The sequence below is a fragment of the Acidimicrobiales bacterium genome (assembly GCA_035531755.1).
In the GTDB taxonomy this organism is placed as follows: domain Bacteria; phylum Actinomycetota; class Acidimicrobiia; order Acidimicrobiales; family UBA8190; genus DATKSK01.
Window position 1 is genome coordinate 49543 of the sequence record DATKSK010000001.1, and the last position, 17175, is coordinate 66717.

Consider the following 17175-nt stretch of genomic DNA (forward strand, 5'->3'; position numbering starts at 1 on the left):
CGTCGTCGGGGAGAAGACGTGGACCTGCGCTACTCCGAGAGCGAGGAGGCGTTCCGCGCCGGGTTGCGTTCCTGGTTGGCCGACGTCCTCCCGACGCTCCCGCCGAAGCCCTCGCACCTCGACTGGCCGGGGCGGCGCGCCTACGACACCGCGTGGCAGCGCATGCTCTTCGACGCGGGCTACGCGGGGATCGACTGGCCCGTCGAGGGCGGCGGGCGCGGCGCCAGCCCGGTCGAGCAGCTCATCTACCTCGAGGAGCTCGAGCGCGCCCACGCCCCCTACGTCGGGGTGAACTTCGTCGGGCTGCTCCACGCCGGACCCACGGTGATCGTCGAAGGCACCCCCGAGCAGCGCGCCCGGTTCCTCCCGCCGATCCTGCGCGGCGACGAGGTGTGGTGCCAGGGCTTCTCCGAGCCCGGTGCGGGCAGCGACCTGGCGTCGCTGCGCACCCGGGCCGTGCGCGACGGCGACGAGTACGTCGTCACCGGCCAGAAGATCTGGACGTCGCACGCCGAGGTGGCCGACTTCTGCGAGCTGCTGGTGCGCACCGGGCCCGAGGACAGCCGCCACCGGGGCATCACCTGGCTGATCCTGCCCATGGACCGGCCCGGTATCGACTTCCGGCCGTTGCGCACCATCGCCGGTTCCACGGAGTTCGGCGAGCTGTTCCTCGACGGCGTCCGCGTGCCCGTCGCCAACCGCGTCGGCGCCGAGAACGACGGCTGGCGCGTCACCATGACCACCCTCAGCTTCGAGCGCGGCACGGCCTTCGTGGGCGAGGTCCTGCAGTCGATGGAGCTCCTCCGGGGACTGCGCGCCCTCGCCCGGCGCACGGGCGGCTGGGCCGACGCCCAGGTGCGCCGGCGCACGGGCCACCTGGGCGCGGAGCTCGACGCCCTGTGGGCGCTGGCACGGCGCAACGTGTCGCAGGCGGCGCGCACCGGGGTGCCCGGGATCGGCGGCAGCGTGTACAAGCTCGCCCTGTCGGAGCTGCGCCAGCGCATCGCCGAGCTGGGTATGGACCTGGCCGGGGCCGCCGGCCTGGTGTGGGACGAATTGCCGGGGACCGACGGCAGGGGGCCGCTGGGCAACGCCGAGATCGTGAGCACCTGGGTGCACAGCTTCTCGCGCACCATCGCCGCGGGGACCTCGCAGATCCAGCGCAACATCATCGCCGAGCGGATCCTCGGGCTTCCCAAGGGATAAGGGGGGGCATGGACTTCGAGCTGTCGGAGGACGAGCGGGCCCTGGCCGAGGGGATGCGCCGGCTGTGCGCCGGGCGCTTCCCGCTGGACCGGCTGCGCGCTGCTGAGGGCACCCGCGCCGGCCTCGACCCCGCAGGGTGGGCCGAGCTCGCCGAGGCCGGGGTGTTCTCGTTGCGGCTGCCCGAGGCCGACGGCGGGCTGGGCCTGCCCACGGCCGCGGCCGCGGTGGTGTTCGAGGAGCTCGGCCGTGCGCTCGTGCCGGGACCGTCGCTGGCGTCGCACCTGGCCGCCGGCGTGGTCGACGGCGCGGCGGAGGGCAAGGTCGTGGTGGGCGCCGTGCACAGGTCGGCGGCGGGTGTGGCCCCGGTGGTCGTCGAGCACCTGGGCTCGCTGGGCACGCTCGTCGTGGTCGACGACGACGGCCTGAGCGTCGTGGACCCGGCCACGGTCGGCGCCGAGGCCGTCGAGCGCCCGCTCGACCCGCTCACCCCGCTGTGGCACGTCGCCGCCCTGCCCGCGGGAGAGCGTGTCGGTGGCCCCGACGATGCGGCGCGCTGGCGGCGCGACTCCCGGGTCCTGGGCGGTGCGCTGCTGGTGGGGTTGGCGGCCGCCACCGTGGACCTCGCCGTCGCCTACGCCAAGGAACGTGAGCAATTCGGCAAGCCCATCGGCTCGTTCCAGGCGGTGAAGCACCTGTGCGCCGACATGCTGGTGCGCGCCGAGGTGGCGCGTGCCGCCGTGCACGCCGCCGCCGTGACGATCGACCAGCCCGATGTCGGCGACGACGTGCGGGCCGCAGCGGGCGCGGGGTTGCTCGCCGCCGAGGCCGCCGTGGCCAACGGCAAGGCGTGCATCCAGGTGCACGGGGGCATGGGCTTCACCTGGGAGGTGCCGGCGCACCTGTACCTGATGCGTGCCCGGGTGCTGTCCGGCGCGCTCGGCGAAGCGGACGCGCTCGCCGAGGTGGTCGCCACGCGCTACTGAGCGCAGCGGCGACCGGGTCGCGCAGTACCGGGTGGAGCAGTACCGGGTGGAGCAGTACGAACAGTACGGGGTCGAGCAGTACCGGGTCGAGCAGTCGGGAGGCAGCATGCCAGCAGGTGCGTTGGGCGCGAGCGCCCCGGTGCGGATCATCCCCGAGGGTGAGGTGGCCTTCGGTATCCAGCTGCCGGTGCAGTCGCAGTCGACGATCTACGTCGAGGACTGGGAGCACGCCGCCGGCCCGGCCGAGCTGGCCCGCGTGGCCCGCCAGGCCGAGGACAGCGGGTTCTTCTACGTGGCGGTGTGCGACCACACGGCCATCCCTCGCCGCCTGGCGCCGGCCATGAGCACCACCTGGTACGACACCATCGCCACGCTGGGCTGGTTGGCGGGCGTGACCACGCGGGTGCGGCTCATGTCGCACGTCTACATCGCCGCCCAGCGCCATCCACTGCGAGCCGCCAAGGAGTTCGCCACGCTCGACGTGCTCTCAGGCGGGCGCCTCGTGATCGGTGTCGGCGCCGGGCACGTGAACGAGGAGTTCGACGTGATGGGCCCGCCCTTCGAGGAGCGCGGCGCAGCCCTCGACGAGGCCATCGACGCCCTCGCCCTGGCGCTGACCGAGGAATTCCCCACGTTGCCGGGCCCGCGCTGGCCGGCGAGCGATCTGAGCGTGTCGCCCCGGCCGGTGCAGCGGCCACGGCCGCCGATCTGGGTGGGCGGCTCGAGTCGCGCCGCGCTACGGCGGGCCGCACGTCGCGGCGACGGCTGGCTCCCGCAGACCGTGCGGCGCAGCGACATGCGTGACCAGGTGAGCCAGCTCCTCGACATGCGCCAGGAGATGCGAGGGGGCGCGCCCATCGAGATCGGCGCCCTGGCGGGCACGTTCCACGTCGGCGAGCCCGCGCGCGAATTGCCGCGGGGCACCGTGTCGGGGAGCCCCGACCGCATCGCCGAGAACCTGGCGGAACTGGTCGACATGGGCGTGTCGCATGTCCAGATGCGGTTCCCGAACCGTTCCCTCGACGAGCTGTGCGACCAGATGGCCGCCTTCGGCGAGCAGGTGGGGCCCCTCCTGCGCCGCTGACGGCGGCCGCGGTCGCCCGAAAGGCTGCCCGGCCGACGGGAACGTTCCCGACGACCCGACCGTCTGAACCGGTGTTGGTGCCCTGAGACGCGTCACCGGAGACGGGGCGCTCGATCGTGGAGGTGTCGGCGGGGATGCAGCAGCGATCGGCGTACGTGGTCGGAGCCGTGGGGATCGTGGTGGCGTTGGCGGTCGGAGGCGTGGCACTCGGGTTATCGGCCTCGGGACAGGCGGCTACCGCGCCGGGATCGTGCGGGGGTTCTGCACCCAAGCTCACCGTGCAGGGCACCGGCGAGGCGTCGGCGACGCCCGACCTCCTGACACTCTCCATCGGCATCGACGTGACCGACGGCAGCGCCCAGGCGGCCCTGGCCGACGACAACGCCAAGGCCGCCGCCGTCACCGGCGCGCTCGAGCACGGCGGCGTAGCCGACAAGGACATCCAGACCACGGACGTGTCGATCCAGCCGCATTACAGCCTGACCGGCACCATCACCGGCTATGAGATGACCAACACCTTGACGGCCAAGCTGCGCACGTTCTCGACGTCGGGCGCCGTCGTGGACGCGGTGACGGCGGCCGCCGGGAACGCCGCCAGGATCGACTCGCTCACGTTCTCGATCGAAGACCCCCGCGTCATCGAGGACAGGGCCCGGACCGACGCCGTGCACCAGGCCGTCAGCCATGCCCGCTCGATGGCCAGCGCTGCCGGCCAGCACCTCGGCCCGGTGTGTTCGCTCACGGACGACACGTCGTCGGGGATCTCCGCCAACCTCCGGGAAGGGTTCGCGTCGTCGGTGGCCGCGGTGCCGAGCATGGTGCCGCTGCAGGCGGGCACCCAGCAGATCTCGGCACAGATCACCCTGATCTACGAGATCACCAACCAGATCCAGCGCGGGTCGTGATCTCGAAGAAGCTGCTCGGATAGGGTTTTCCGGTCGGGCTGGTGGGTCCGTCGCCGTCGACGGCCCGAGGCCGGCAGAGCCGGGTGCGAGGTGCGCCGGGTGCTGGCGGCCGCCGGGGCACTGGTCGGCCACCACGTCGATCACCAGCGGACATGACATCCGTACCGTGGCCAACCGGCTCGGCCACGCCAACCCGGCTATGACGCTGCAGGCGTATGCCCACGCGGTGGGGTCTGCCGACGGCGCGGTGGTCGAGAGGCTGGGGATGTCCTCGACGGCGATGGGGATGACACCCCGACGGCCGCCGCCGCTGGCGGAGGTGACGGCGTCACACCCGATGGACCTCCACATCCCGTGCGAAGGTAGGGAGCGCTCGGAGGCGGATGATCCCACCCGAGTCGAGGACGAGCAGGCTCAAGAGGTGCGTGTCGCGCTGCTCAGGCGCCGGATCTGACGCGAGAGTGCTTCGGCACGCGTGACCGCCGCCGGTTCAAAGACACCCTCCACGCCCAGCGCGCCCATGCTGACGAGCACGGACATGCCTCCCGTGCGGCCCTCTCTGGGCGTCTCCTGGGTGGGCTGGACGAGGTCGCCTCTGGACTCTGATCTCTGGGGCCTGACACTTCGACCTGGGGCGCCTGACCGATCAATCTCAGTTGATCTTGAGTGTCGATTGAGGTAAAGCACATCCTCGACATCAGGCACGACGAGGAGGGCCGGTCATGGCGGGACTAGAGCGCAAGCGGTTCGACAACCCAGATGACACGCGACCGTTTCAAGGCAAGGGCCACGTCAAGATCGTCAACATCGGTGAGGGGGTCGTGGGCCTCGCCACGTTCGAGTCAGGCTGGAAGTGGTCCGACCACGTGAAGCCCATCGCCGGGACAGACAGCTGCCAGGCGGCGCACATCGGATACGTGCTGTCGGGTCGTCAGGTTGTCCTGATGGACGACGGCACCCAGCTTGAGATCGGCCCCGGCGACGTCGTCTCCATTCCCGCTGGGCATGATGGCTGGACCATCGGTGACGAGCCGTGTGTGGTGCTGGACTTCGCCGGGATGGCCACCTACGCCAAGCCCGACTGACCCTGGAGCCGCCCTCGATCCGCAGAGGTCACCGCTCGGGTCGATCCGGCCCCCGAAGTGGCGGCCCGGGATGTGTCGTGGGCGAGCGGGTGGATTCCCTGGAATGGACGAAGATCCACCATTACGCCAGGACGACGATCGAGTGTCGGGGCCGGTACCTCGACTACTTCATCGCCTTCGCCGGGAGGACGGAGTCGATGAGGCCAAGCGGGGCTGTGTAACTTGACACATACAGCCCCCGGAATAGGCTCCCGTCGGGCCTCTGGGACACCTCATGTGCGTGGCACATCGGGGAGCCCAGAGAGGCTCAGGCGGGAGGTTCTTGCAGATGGCACAGACTCCAGAGGAAGGCGCCTCCAACGCGCTGGAGTTGTCCTTTAGAAAGCGCGCTTTCGAGCGGTGGTTGGAGCACGGTTGGTCACCACCGAAAGTCGCCGGTTGGGTGCTGGCGGCCGTGACGGAGGCGGTCCCTCTCTATGGCTACCTGTCCCACCCGGGAAGGCCTGGAGCCGTCTGGTGGCTTGTGGCGGCTCTGGGTGTTGCCTGTTTCTGGGGTCTGACCGACGCGGCTCGCTGGCGCATTCGCCATGGACGACTACACAAGCTCCATGGGTCGCAGCAGAGCGACCTGTTGGCCGAGCGAGGGGCACACGCCGCCACTCGTGAGCTATTGAGCAATGAGCAAGCGGCTCACGTTGAAGTCCGATCGGCTCTTGAGAAAGAACAGGCGAGGCCCGTCGATAAGCCTCACCGCGATCGCCTCTTTGCTGTCGCTAACAACCTATGGGCGTCGGTCGATCAGAAGCAGAAATGCAACTATACGGACGGGCGTGGGGATAACGATCCTGTCTATGCGAAGGGAATGATGGAGGGGCATTTTCCGAAGCTTGTACCCGTATTGGATCGATGGGACTCCCTCATCGAGGACGAGGCGGGTGCCGTTGATCGGCTTTACGACTATGTCGTATCGGAAGTGAGAGATCGTGGGATGAATAACAGCCCATGGCTGGGACAAACCATCGTCAATGCCTTTCGTGCCCACATTGCGAGGTGCAGGGTCCACAGTGATTCACCGCTAGGCGAGCCGGATCTCGACTTGCAGGACCTACGAGACTCATTCAAACACGAAGGCTGGAATGTCAGCGGGACTGGCTACATGATCTTCAATAGCGTTCAAGCTGGAGAGGATGCCCCCAGACTGCGTTCGGAGTTCAGCGGACTATTTGCGGCGGTTCGTGATTCTGAGGAGTTCCGCCTGTTGCGACGGGAATGGGCTGCAATGATTTCTTTTCAGAAAGTCGTCCGACGTGACTTGCAGGCAATCAAGAAACCTGAAGAAGTCTATGGAAGGTGTCAGGCATGCAGCCGAGAGTTTTGACTTACTCCGATTCCTCGGCGTGTTCGTGTTCGGGTTCGGCCTCCGCGTCCACCAGCAGTTTCACCGCGTCCTCTGGCTCCATGTCGATATTCACCGGTTCGTCGTATCCGGGGAAGGCGTCGCGGGGTGCCATTGGATTCATTCTAGGCCTCGTCTCACCAGCCGTGGACGGCCTTTTCAGGAACAGCCGGTATGTCATCTCCGGGATCGCTCACGGCGTAGCCGAGATCGCGCAAGGCCTCGGCGGCAACCTCCTGCCAGTCGCGAACAGTGGCCTTTACCTGCTTCTCCCGCCACCGCCTGCGGCCCGCCTCAACGGCTGTCTGCCACGTCCCGAGGCTGTCCACTCCAAGTTCCTCGATTGCGAACTGAATTACGTCCTCAAGGCATGGGCGAAATCGCGACCCGCCAACTGGAATGTGCAGCGCAGACATGTCGTGCGCCGATTCATGGCCCGCATGAGCGAGCAACTCGCTCAGAGCACCCCGGTGTGCGTGTATCTGAATGTGAGCCGAGGGCACGCGCTGCGGCCTACGAACGAACTCAAAGCGGATCATCGGGGTACGGTCCACTGGCGCTGTGAGAACCATATTAGAGGTCTCCACCGCCAACCAGGTTCCTCGGGAGTCGAGTTCGCAACGCAGCCGGACTTCCAATGTCGCTCTGTGTTCACCGCCGACGAACAAGCGCACGGCCCCGTCAGGGCGGACGAGTACGCGAGGGCCAGTTACTTGGGCAAATGCCGTTGGAGCCTCTGGGAAGGAGGCTTGCAGAACATCAGTGAGTTCTGCGGCAAACTCCTCGGCCTGTTGGAGCAGATGCCCGCGACTGTTCACGCAAGGGATTATCTAGGCTGCTGCTTCGCCCAAGAGAAAGGCGATGTCCTCAAGTTCTTCCCAGGTTTCCCACTCCTCGCCGACGAGAGCCGAGGATTCGGCTCTCTGCGTGAATTCTTCGAGGGTCACACCGAGACGAGCAAGGATTGCGCAGCGTCGCTCTACAAGCTCGTCCGGTGTCAACTCCCGAACCCGAGTACCCGCCACGGGCTCAAGCCTACGATCTCGACGCCCGCTCATACAGGTATGGTCGCGAGAGGATATGACGGTGCCTCTGACCAGGGGCAACAGGCGTTGTCAGCCCCCCTTGACCCGCTTGTAGCTGAGCCTGCGGCCATCGGCTCCGTCCACCAGCCGCATCATGCGGCCCCGGTCGCTCATGGCGCTGGTGGAGTACCGGAAATCGAACTCCGTCAGGTAGCGCGGCAGGTGCTCGCGGCTGACCTTGTGGTGGGTGCCGTCAATCGATCTCTTCAACTGGGCGAAGTAGCCCTCGGCGTGGTTGGTCGTGACACCGGTGCTGAGGTTCACGTACTCGTCCTCGCTGTGGTTGACCGTCTTGTGCGCCTTGAACTCCTCCCCGATCTGGCCGTACCAGCCACCCTCGTCGGTCCACAGTTCGCTACGGGCCATGTCGACCTGCTCGGCGATGACCTTGCGGAGCACCTTGCCGTCCACCGTGGGGACCACGCGGGAGCGAACCTCACCCGTCCGGGCATTGATGAGCGAAAGAACGGGCGTCTTGGCCGTCAGTTGGTTGGGGCGAGGTGCTCCGGGCACCACCGGCACCGGCTCCTCTTTCCGGCCCTCCATCCGAGCACGCGTCTTCTTGTTCATGCGGCTGGGCGTGCCACCGATCCACGTTTCGTCGGCCACGATCGTGCCTGCCATGAGGAACTGCGGCCCCTTGGCCTTCATCGCCTCACGGAGTCGATGCGCCATGAACCACGCCGTCTTCGGAGCCACGCCGTACTTGCGCTCGATCTCGCGAGCCGCCATGCCGTTCTTGCTCGACGCCATTTCAAAGATGACGAACAGCCACGTCCGCAAGGGGACCTTGGAGCCGTGGAAGATGGTCCCGGTCATGGCCGAGAACTGCTTGCGGCAGGACTGGCACTGCCACAGCCGCCGAGCCGACTGAGCGCCGGTCCTGGTGCGCCTGGTCTTCCCGTTCAGGGGCCGGATGTAGTTGGCCCCCTTGTAGCCACAGTGGGGGCACACGGGCGTCCCAGACGGCCACCGGAGGCCTTCCAGGTACTCGTAGGCGGCCGCCTCGTCGGGGATCGCCGCTGCCAGGTCCGTAAAGGTGCTCTTACCAGCCATAACGCCATTCTTGCAGGTCAGGCTGTATTTGTCAAGTTACACATCCCCGGCCAAGCAAGTGACCCTGGAGCTGCTCCCCTCCTATCAGCTCCTATCAGCACGCCCTGTTCGTGTATCGCAAGCGCGACGGAGAGCCCCTGACCTTCGGCACTCAGGCCCAGCGCCTCATCCCCGTGGCCCAGGACGTCTCTGTGCCCATTGGGCTGCGAGATCGTGCCGTGCTGGAAGTCTTCTACTCCTGCGGGCTTCGCCGGGGCGAGCTCATCTCGTTGTGGCTCCGAGACGTCGACTTCGAGCGGGGAACGGTGTTCGTCCGCCGTGGCAAGGGGGCCAGGCCGCGTGGGGCCCTGCCCTGCATGGCATTGTTATGGCATAATGATGGCATGACTCGGGTGAGAGTAAGCACGACGGTTGACGAGGATCTCCTGGGGAATGCGAGACGGCTGCGTTCGCAGCTCACCGACGCAGCCCTTTTGGACGAAGCCCTCCGCGCCCTGGTCGCACGGCATAGAGCCACCGAGATCGATGCGGCCTACAGCGTCTACGAGCGACATCCACTCGACGAACCCGACGAGTGGGGTGATTTGGCTTCATTTCGCGACTCTGCCGCTGCATCGTGACGCCCCTACCTTCACGAGGGGAGGTGTGGTGGTGCGAGCCTCCGGACATCGGGCGCCGGCCGGTTGTCGTCCTGTCTCGTGACGCTGCCATCCCGAGGCTTCGTCGAGCCCTCGTTGCTCCATGCACAACGACGATCCGCGGTCTGCTCAGCGAAGTCGTGCTCGAGCCCGGAGACGATCCAATTCCACGACGATGCGCGATAAACCTCGACTCCGTTGAGAGCGTCTCAGTTGCAGTAGTCGTCGAACGCCTCGGGCGGCTCAGTGACGCACGAATGAGTGAAGTCTGCGCGGCGCTCGAAGTTGCTGTTGATTGCGCAGGTTGAGGTTCACACACGGCAAATCGCGTCAACCCGAAGCGTATTGTGCTGCCGTTCGAGGGTGCGGTCGAGGAGGCGTGGACCACGGGCGTCCGGGACGTCGTACAGTGACCGGCCATGCTCTTCCTACACGAGGTCCACGAGGTGAAGGGGGCGGCCGAGGAGGAGTTCGAATCGGCCTTCCGCGAGGGGTGGATGCCGGCGCTGGCCGCCGATGACAACGCCCGGTTGCTCTGGTACTGCAACCACGCGCACGGCAGCGGTCCCGCGTACAACGTGGTCACGATCACCGCGCTCCGGGACGGCGCCGCGTGGGAGGGACTGGCCCGGCGCATCCAGAGCGGGGACCTTAGCGCGTGGGCGCGCGCCGTGGACGAGCATCGGCACGGCGTCACCGGCAAACTGCTCTTCCCCGTGCACTGGTCCCCGATGGCGGAGATCGACCTGGCCACGGTCCCGACCGGCGATGCCACCCACGAGCTGTCGCTCTACATGGAGGACACCGGCTGGCCGCATGCCGCCATCGACGACTACGTGGAGTTCTGGGGGACGGGGTACTACGAGCCCATGAGGCAGCGTGCGGCCAACCTGCTCGACATCCAGGCGGTCTTCCAGGTCGCGTTCGGCGCCGGTCGCCGCAAAGAGGCGATCCTCATGCAGAAGATCGTGAACGAGCAGGTGCTGTTGCACCTGCTCACCCACGACACCGACCCCGAGCACCGGCGCCCGGGACAGTTCATGTTCGATGCGCTGGCGTTCCGCGATCGGTGGGAGAGCAAGCTGCTGCGCACCAGCAGTTGGTCGCCCCTGTATTGAGCCCCGGCCCGCCCCGGCCCGCCCCGGCCCGGCCCGGCCCCGGCCGCTGGAAGAGCGTCAGCCTGCGCCGGTTCGTCAGCCTGCGCCGGATCGACAGCCTCGGCGGGGTGACGGGGCCGTCCGGCAACCGGGCGGCGCCGGGCCGCGAGAAGTACGCTCGTGGGCGTGCGGAGGACACCCGGGCGGTGGGCGTCTGCGGGCATCGTCGCCCTGGCCGTGTCGGCCGTGGCGATCGGCCTGGTCGGCACCGGGCCCGCCGGCGCGCAGGCCACCGACGTCCACGCCTTCATGACGCTCTACGGCTGGGTCGACAACTCGCCCCCCGGGCCCGTCATCGCCCACCCGTGCCTCCACGCCACCGCCGGAGGGACGGGGACGTACGCCGACCCGGTCACCTTCGCCACCGACGTCAGCGAGCTCGGCTGGTGCCAGGTCATCTACGTGCCGTACATGCACCGTTACTTCATCCACGAGGACGAGTGCTCAGAGTGCGACCGTGACTGGAACAACCTCCACCTCTACCGCTTCGACATGTGGGCGGGCGGGGACGCGGCGTCGCGCCACAAGCCCGAGCGTCGCGCCCTGCTCCGGTGCGAGAGCACGTGGACGAACGCCAACTCCGTCACCGATCCGAACAACCCGTCGATCGTCGTCGATCCTCCGCCGGGCCTGCCCGTCACGACGGCGCCGATCTTCTCTCCCACGACCGGATGTTGGAGCGGTCCCGTCGCGGAGGCCGACCCCGGGAAGCAGACGGGTGTGGTCTTGTCGAGGGTGGTGCTGCAGATCCACGCCATCGACTCCACCGCCGGCCAGACGCTCTCCTACCGTGCGATCGGGCTCCCTCCGGGACTGTCGATCGACGCCACGTCGGGCCTCGTTTCGGGCGTGCCGACGACACGCGGTCGGCACAAGGTCACCGTCACGGCGGCCGATGCGACGAACAGCGCCAGCGCCACGTTCGTCTGGGTGATCAAGCGACACTGACGCCGTGACGTCTGGCTTCACCAGGCGTCGCGCGGGTCAGGTCGTCGCCGAGGTGGAGCCGACCGTGACCCCCAGTGTTGCGGTCACGAGCCCCAACAGGGCCCGAGCCGGGTCGCTCAGGGGCGGCGGTGCGCCTGCACCCAGGCGATGACCGAGCCCATGGTGCCCGGGGCCGTCCACCAGGCCGCAAGATCGACGACATCCGGGGTCCCCGGGGTGCTCGGCGCCTGCTCCAGGGTGGTCACGCCGGCCGGTCGGCCTTCCGACGGTTGCGCGCCGGGAGGGACCGGGACCAGTCGGAGCAGCGACGCGGCGTCAGCCCGTGCCACCACCCGATGGGGGTCGACGCCGGCGCCCGGCGCGTCGGGTGCCCGCAGCCGGTCCGGCGTGCGTGGCATCGGTCGGGTCGTTCGGGGTGGTCCTCACGCCCGTTTCGACGGGCCGGGGGGCCGTCGAGTTCCCCGGCCCGGGCCCAGGGCGCGTGCTCCCACCGGGCCCCTGGACGATTGGCCCTCGACCTGCCCCGATGTCATCGGCCCGACGGGCTGAGGGAGAATGTCCCGATGACGGTCGACGACCTCCCGGCCACGGCCGACGCAACTGCGGCGCGACCGTCGCGCCCGCAGTCCCGGTTGCGGGTCCTCCTCGGATGGGTGGTGTTCATCGCGGTCGTGCTCGTCGTTGCCATCGTCGCCCGCGCCTACGTCGTCCAGACGTTCTACGTGCCCACGCCGTCCATGGTCCCGACCCTGATGCCGGGGGACCGGATCCTGGTGGACAAGCTCTTCTCGACGGTCCACCGCGGCGACATCGTCGTCTTCCACGACGTGTCGGCGGACCAGGGCGGTCCGCCGATCCTGGTCAAGCGCGTGATCGGCCTGCCGGGGGAGACCATCTCGTCGGAGGGCAACACGGTGCTGATCGACGGCAGGCCCCTCCGGGAGTCGTGGCTCGTCCCGCTCACCGGCATGTGCACGCAGGCCAGCGAGCACATCAAGACGACGCACATAACCGCCGACCACTACTTCGTCATGGGCGACTGCCGGGGCGACTCGGACGACAGCCGCTACTGGGGCACGGTGCGCGCCTCGAACATCGTGGGGAAGGTGGACGTGGTCGTGTGGCGCTCCGGGCACCCCTGGTTCCACTGGTTCTGAGAGGCGCGGGAGCGCCCGGGACGGAATCGGGGCGTGGGTGTCGACCGGGCCGACGCCCCGTTCGTCGTGGGTGAGGAAGGTGCTGGTGGGGCACCTGGCGGCCCGGGGGGCACGCCATGTCTGACCCTGTCGTCCACGACTCCGACACCTGGGGCCTGATCCACACGGAGCGGGCGGCCCTGGCCGGCACGCTCGGCGCCCTCGCCCCGGGCCGGTGGAGCGAGCCGTCGCTGTGCACCGGGTGGTCGGTGCGGGTGGCCGCCGCCCACGTCCTGGCGGGGGCCGAGCAGACCCCGGGCCGGCTCTTCCGGCGCATGGCGGCCAACGGGTTCCGCTTCGACACGATGATGGACCGCGAGGCCCGGCGCCTGGCCGCCGCCTCTCCGCCACCGACCTCGACTGCTCCCACGGCGCCGGGCCCGAGGTGTCGGGCCCCGGCATGTCGCTGCTGATGGCCACGACGGGCCGCCCGGGCGGTTCCGACGGCTCGCCGGCGACGGCCTGGCGACCCTGCGCCCCCGGATGGCACCCCGGGGCTGACCACGGGCCGCCCGGGCGCCACGCCGTCGGTCGGGCGCGGCACAATGGCCCAATGCACAGCGAGCGCGACGACCGTCCCTGGGGGTCGTACACGGTCCTCGACGACGCCCCGGGTCACAAGGTGAAGCGCATCGAGGTCCTGCCCGAGCGCCGCCTCAGCTACCAGCGCCATGCACGACGTGGCGAGCACTGGTTCGTCGTGGCGGGCCACGCCGACGTGACGCTGAACGGCACCGTCCATCGCCTCGGGGCCGGGGACGCCATCGACATCCCGAAGGGCGCCGCCCACCGGATCGCCAACGCCGGTGACACCACGCTCGTGTTCGTCGAGGTCCAGGTGGGCGACTACTTCGGTGAGGACGACATCGAGCGGCTCGAGGACGACTTCGGTCGGGCCGGCTGAACCCGTTCCCGGCGGCGGGCCCGCCGGGCCCCGTGACGGTCAGGCGTCGTGGCGGGCGGGCCCGCCCGGTCGGCTGCCTACGCGGCGGGTGCGGACGGAGGAGGGACCGGCGGTGCCGGCGGTGCCACCGGGAAGCCCAGGTTGGTGGCGCGCTGGGCGTATTCCTCCCACGTGAGGTCACCGCGCGCGTAGCGGACCCGCAATTCGCTGAGCGCGGGATCGACCGGGTGGACCGGCGGTGGCCCCGCGTGCACCACGGGCGACCCGAAGGCGCCGGGGTGCCTCCACAGGCGGACCACGGCGATCACCGCCAACACGATGGCGGCGAGGAACAGGGCCAGCAACACCCAGGCGAGCGGGCCGGGCCCGTGATGGAAGCCGAGAGGGCCGTAGCGGTACATCGAACACACTCCTTCTGTGACTGCACCTATCAGGTAAGCGGGCCAACCTGTGGGGCTGCTGTGGGGCCGCGCCAGCTCACCGGTTCGTGTAGCGGGCCGGCCGGTCGTCGCGGAAGGCCTGCAGCTGCTCCTTGGCGTCCTCGGTGCCGAGCGTCAGGATCTGGGTGCGCGCCTCGAGGTCGATGGCGGCCTCGAGGCTCGGGATCTCGAGGTTCGACCACAGCGTGGCCTTCCCCATCCACGTCCCCAGGGGGGTGTTCACGACGATCAGCTCGGCCAGCGCCAGCGCGGCGTCCACGACCTCGCCGTCGGGCACGGTCTCGAGGACGAGCCCGATGCGGGCCGCCTCGGCGGCGTCCACCCGGCGGCCCGTCAGCACCAGCTCGGCGGCGCGGGTGGCGCCCACGATGCGCTGCAGCAGCCAGCTCAGCCCCATCTCGGCCCCCGACGCCCCGATCTTCACGAAGGCGTCGACGAAGACCGCCGACGCCGCCGCCACCCGCAGGTCGGCACCGAGCGCGAGCGCATAGCCCGCGCCGGCCGCGGGCCCGTTGACCGCCGCGATCACCGGTTGGGGGAGTGCGCGCAAGCGCGGCACGAGCTCGGCGACGTACTTCTGCTGGTACATGTTCGAGTGGACGGGCCCCACGTCGGCGGGCACCCACGCCGGCGGCGTGTAGTCGCGCAGGTCGTCGCCCGCGCAGAACCCTCGTCCGGCACCGGTCACGACGATCACCCGGCAGGTGGCGTCGCGACCGAGTGTCTGGAGCACCTCGTAGATGTGGGCGAGCATGGTGGAGGTCAGCGCGTTCAGCCGCTCCGGTCGGTTGAGCGTCACCAGCGCGACTTCGGGCCGCGGCCTGCTCACGAGCACGTCGGTCGCCGTGGTCTCGGTCCCCGGCCCGGTCGTCTCCATTCGCCCTCCCTCGTCGGCGACGCCGCGGGCCGTGTCGCCGTGGTGCATGGCGCCGTGGCGCGGATCCCGCCACCGCCCCACGCCACCGCGCCAGCGTCGAGCCCGCCATTAGCTTATGCAGGCGAGGAAATCGGCGAGGAGCGAAGCGTGAGCCAGTCGACGCCCGACTACGAAGTGTCCGCCGAGGACCGGGGCCCTGTCCGCATTGTCGTCCTGGACCGGCCCCGGAAGCTGAACGCCTTCACGGCGGAGGGCTACCGGGCGCTGGCCGCGCGGCTCGACGCCGCCGCCGCCGACCCGGACGTGGCGGTCTGCGTCCTCACCGGCCGGGGCCGGGCGTTCTCGGCGGGCGTGGACCTCTCCGCGATGAGCCGGGCGGGCGGGAGCGCCGAGCTCGGCGTCGCGTTCGATCCCCTGCTCGACCGGCTGGCGCGTTTCCCGAAGCCGCTCGTGGCCGCGGTGAACGGCCTCGCCGTCGGGTTCGGCGCGACGCTGCTGCTGCACTGCGATCTCGTGGTCGTCGACGACGACGCCGAGATCCGCATGCCCTTCATCAGCCTCGGGACCTGTGCCGAGGCGGGGAGCAGCTGGCTCCTGCCGCGCCGGGTGGGCCCGCAGCAGGCGGCGTGGATGGTGCTGTCGGGGTCCGCGCTCAGTGCCGCGGAGGCCGTCGCCACCGGGTTCGCCCTGGAGCGGGCCCCGGCCGGGGGCGCCGTCGAACATGCCGTCGCCCTGGCCGAGCAGCTCGCCGCGCACGGTGTCGCCGCGCTGGTGGCGAACAAGCGCCTGCTGCGCGAGGGCTGGGCCGAGCACATCGCCGAGGTGTGGGCGAGGGAGAAGGTGGCCATGGCCGCCATCGCCGAGGAGCTCGGGCCCATCGGCTGGGCGGGGACGACGTGACCGCCACGGCGCGACCCGCCGGCCGCCATGCGTAGGACCCCGACGGGCGCACGGGCCCCCGTGCGGTGACGACCGCCGCTCTCGCCGCCCTCGTCATCGCCGGGGTGTCCGCGTGCGGGGACTGGGTCGCCCGGGCGCGCCGCCGGGTGTGGCTCGAGTACCTGTGCAAGCCGGCCACACTGGGCGCGCTCACCTGGACAGCGGTCGCATTGTCGCCGGCCTCCGATGCCGGCGCACGGCGGTCCTGGTTCGTCGCCGCGTTGGTGTGCTCGCTCGCCGGGGACGTCGTGCTCATGCTCCCGGGCGACCTGTTCGTGGCGGGGTTGGGAGCGTTCCTCGTCGGCCACCTGGCGTACCTGGCGGGCCTGTGGGCCCACGGGCCCGGGGCTCTCGCCATCGTCGTCGCGGCCGGGGTCGTCGTCGTCGTGGTGGCGCCGTTCGGGCTGCGCGTCCTGCGTGCGCTGCGGGCCCACGCCTCGTTGCGCGCCCCGGTGGCGATCTACATGCTGGTCATCGCGGCCATGCTGGCCACCGCCCTCGCCACCGGGAACGTGCTCGCCGGGGTGGGCGCCACGCTGTTCGTGTCATCGGACACCATGATCGCCTGGAACCGGTTCGTGCGGCCCTTCCGGGGCGCCGACGTCGCCATCATGGTGACGTACCACCTCGGCCAGGCGGGCCTCGTCCTGTCGCTCCTGCGCTGAGGTTCGGGACGCGACAGAGTAGGGCCATGGACCCCACCGTCGCCGCGCACACCGCTTTCGTCTGCGCCATGCCGATGGAGCTGGAGCCCCTCACCCGGAAGCTGGACCTGCACGAGGGCAGCGTCGGCGACCTCCCCGTGCACACGGGGACGTTGCGGGGCCGGCCCGTGGTGGGGATCGTCACGGGCATGGGCACCGAGCTCGCCACCGCGGGCACGACGCAGCTTCTCGACGCCGTGACGGTGCAGCGGGTCGTGGTGGTCGGCATCACCGGCGCCGTCGAGAACGACACCCCGATCGGGACGCTCGTGCTGCCCGCGCTCGTCGTGAACGGCGTCACCGGTGCCGAGTACCACCCCACGCCGCTGGGGGGAGGGGAGCCCGCCGGGACGATGTGGACGACGGACACCCTCATCACCGACGTGGAGGAGATCGCAAAGCTGCGGGCGCGGGGCGTGGTCTCGCTCGACATGGAGACCGCGGCGATCGCCGACGTGTGCGAGCGACGCGACATCCCGTGGTCGGTGTTCCGCGTCATCAGCGACCGTGCCACCGACGGGAGCGTCGACGAGGAGATCTTCCGTCTCAGCAACCAGGACGGCTCGCCCGAC

At 69.7% G+C, this 17175-nt stretch carries 23 protein-coding genes; 17 read left to right on the forward strand and 6 right to left on the reverse strand.

All coding sequences use genetic code 11. The features are described from left to right. Nucleotides 1-18 precede the first annotated feature (18 nt). The 7 genes from VMV22_00250 to VMV22_00280 all read left to right on the forward strand — a co-directional run bounded on the left by VMV22_00250 (nt 19) and on the right by VMV22_00280 (nt 6641). Nucleotides 19-1206, forward strand: a complete 1188-nt coding sequence (locus VMV22_00250) for an acyl-CoA dehydrogenase family protein (protein ID HUY20747.1) — start codon at nt 19-21, stop codon at nt 1204-1206. An 8-nt stretch (nt 1207-1214) separates the two neighbouring features. Further along, nucleotides 1215-2189: an acyl-CoA dehydrogenase family protein gene (locus tag VMV22_00255; protein ID HUY20748.1), complete on the forward strand. Its 975-nt coding sequence runs from the start codon at nt 1215-1217 to the stop codon at nt 2187-2189. Nucleotides 2190-2235: 46 nt separating this feature from the next. Next, the gene (locus tag VMV22_00260) at nt 2236-3273 is read left to right on the forward strand and encodes a TIGR03619 family F420-dependent LLM class oxidoreductase (GenBank protein HUY20749.1); all 1038 of its coding nucleotides are present in this window, start codon (nt 2236-2238) and stop codon (nt 3271-3273) included. A gap of 116 nt (nt 3274-3389) precedes the next feature. Continuing rightward, nucleotides 3390-4178, forward strand: coding sequence for an SIMPL domain-containing protein (locus VMV22_00265; GenBank protein ID HUY20750.1), 789 nt, complete (start codon nt 3390-3392; stop codon nt 4176-4178). A 166-nt stretch (nt 4179-4344) separates the two neighbouring features. Next, the gene (locus VMV22_00270; GenBank protein HUY20751.1) at nt 4345-4632 is read left to right on the forward strand and encodes a hypothetical protein; all 288 of its coding nucleotides are present in this window, start codon (nt 4345-4347) and stop codon (nt 4630-4632) included. A gap of 268 nt (nt 4633-4900) precedes the next feature. Next, nucleotides 4901-5263 carry a cupin domain-containing protein gene (locus VMV22_00275; GenBank protein HUY20752.1) on the forward strand — a complete coding sequence of 121 codons (363 nt, stop codon included), beginning with the start codon at nt 4901-4903 and terminating at the stop codon, nt 5261-5263. A gap of 328 nt (nt 5264-5591) precedes the next feature. Then, nucleotides 5592-6641, forward strand: coding sequence for a hypothetical protein (locus VMV22_00280; protein HUY20753.1), 1050 nt, complete (start codon nt 5592-5594; stop codon nt 6639-6641). A gap of 1 nt (nt 6642) precedes the next feature. Here the strand turns inward: VMV22_00280 and VMV22_00285 are convergent, their stop codons facing one another. The 3 genes from VMV22_00285 to VMV22_00295 all read right to left on the reverse strand — a co-directional run bounded on the left by VMV22_00285 (nt 6643) and on the right by VMV22_00295 (nt 8800). After that, nucleotides 6643-6774, reverse strand: a complete 132-nt coding sequence (locus tag VMV22_00285) for a hypothetical protein (GenBank protein ID HUY20754.1) — start codon at nt 6772-6774, stop codon at nt 6643-6645. 22 nt (nt 6775-6796) lie between these two features. Beyond that, the gene (locus VMV22_00290) at nt 6797-6988 is read right to left on the reverse strand and encodes a hypothetical protein (GenBank protein ID HUY20755.1); all 192 of its coding nucleotides are present in this window, start codon (nt 6986-6988) and stop codon (nt 6797-6799) included. A gap of 786 nt (nt 6989-7774) precedes the next feature. Continuing rightward, nucleotides 7775-8800: an IS1595 family transposase gene (locus VMV22_00295; protein HUY20756.1), complete on the reverse strand. Its 1026-nt coding sequence runs from the start codon at nt 8798-8800 to the stop codon at nt 7775-7777. A gap of 110 nt (nt 8801-8910) precedes the next feature. Between VMV22_00295 and VMV22_00300 the strand changes: the two genes are divergently transcribed. The 4 genes from VMV22_00300 to VMV22_00315 all read left to right on the forward strand — a co-directional run bounded on the left by VMV22_00300 (nt 8911) and on the right by VMV22_00315 (nt 11543). Then, nucleotides 8911-9420, forward strand: a complete 510-nt coding sequence (locus VMV22_00300; GenBank protein ID HUY20757.1) for a tyrosine-type recombinase/integrase — start codon at nt 8911-8913, stop codon at nt 9418-9420. 23 nt (nt 9421-9443) lie between these two features. Continuing rightward, a complete protein-coding gene (locus VMV22_00305; GenBank protein ID HUY20758.1) occupies nt 9444-9746 on the forward strand; it encodes a type II toxin-antitoxin system PemK/MazF family toxin in 303 nt (100 codons plus the stop codon). A gap of 111 nt (nt 9747-9857) precedes the next feature. Further along, complete coding sequence (locus VMV22_00310) at nt 9858-10556, forward strand: hypothetical protein (protein ID HUY20759.1); 699 nt, start codon at nt 9858-9860, stop codon at nt 10554-10556. A 165-nt stretch (nt 10557-10721) separates the two neighbouring features. Continuing rightward, complete coding sequence (locus tag VMV22_00315) at nt 10722-11543, forward strand: Ig domain-containing protein (GenBank protein ID HUY20760.1); 822 nt, start codon at nt 10722-10724, stop codon at nt 11541-11543. A gap of 116 nt (nt 11544-11659) precedes the next feature. Here the strand turns inward: VMV22_00315 and VMV22_00320 are convergent, their stop codons facing one another. Continuing rightward, entirely contained in the window at nt 11660-11941 is a 282-nt protein-coding gene (locus VMV22_00320; GenBank protein ID HUY20761.1) for a hypothetical protein, read from the reverse strand. Between the two features lie 165 nt (nt 11942-12106). Here VMV22_00320 and lepB point away from each other — a divergent pair, with 165 nt between their 5' ends. The 3 genes from lepB (at nt 12107) to VMV22_00335 (ending at nt 13643) form a co-directional block, all read left to right on the forward strand. After that, the gene (gene lepB, locus VMV22_00325; protein ID HUY20762.1) at nt 12107-12700 is read left to right on the forward strand and encodes a signal peptidase I; all 594 of its coding nucleotides are present in this window, start codon (nt 12107-12109) and stop codon (nt 12698-12700) included. 116 nt (nt 12701-12816) lie between these two features. Further along, on the forward strand, nt 12817-13152 hold the full coding sequence (locus VMV22_00330) for a maleylpyruvate isomerase N-terminal domain-containing protein (protein HUY20763.1): 336 nt from the start codon (nt 12817-12819) through the stop codon (nt 13150-13152). Nucleotides 13153-13292: 140 nt separating this feature from the next. Next, nucleotides 13293-13643 (forward strand): phosphomannose isomerase type II C-terminal cupin domain, encoded by a 351-nt coding sequence (locus tag VMV22_00335; GenBank protein ID HUY20764.1) that lies wholly within the window; start codon nt 13293-13295, stop codon nt 13641-13643. Between the two features lie 77 nt (nt 13644-13720). Here the strand turns inward: VMV22_00335 and VMV22_00340 are convergent, their stop codons facing one another. Together VMV22_00340 and VMV22_00345 are read right to left on the reverse strand one after the other, a co-directional pair. After that, on the reverse strand, nt 13721-14044 hold the full coding sequence (locus VMV22_00340) for a hypothetical protein (GenBank protein ID HUY20765.1): 324 nt from the start codon (nt 14042-14044) through the stop codon (nt 13721-13723). Between the two features lie 76 nt (nt 14045-14120). After that, entirely contained in the window at nt 14121-14960 is an 840-nt protein-coding gene (locus VMV22_00345) for an enoyl-CoA hydratase-related protein (GenBank protein HUY20766.1), read from the reverse strand. Between the two features lie 147 nt (nt 14961-15107). On the opposite strand from VMV22_00345, the gene VMV22_00350 reads away from it, so the two are divergent. The 3 genes from VMV22_00350 to VMV22_00360 all read left to right on the forward strand — a co-directional run. Then, entirely contained in the window at nt 15108-15860 is a 753-nt protein-coding gene (locus VMV22_00350; GenBank protein ID HUY20767.1) for an enoyl-CoA hydratase-related protein, read from the forward strand. A 65-nt stretch (nt 15861-15925) separates the two neighbouring features. Further along, nucleotides 15926-16564 (forward strand): lysoplasmalogenase, encoded by a 639-nt coding sequence (locus tag VMV22_00355; GenBank protein ID HUY20768.1) that lies wholly within the window; start codon nt 15926-15928, stop codon nt 16562-16564. 26 nt (nt 16565-16590) lie between these two features. After that, nucleotides 16591-17175: hypothetical protein (locus tag VMV22_00360; GenBank protein ID HUY20769.1), on the forward strand; the 585-nt coding region annotated here is incomplete at its 3' end.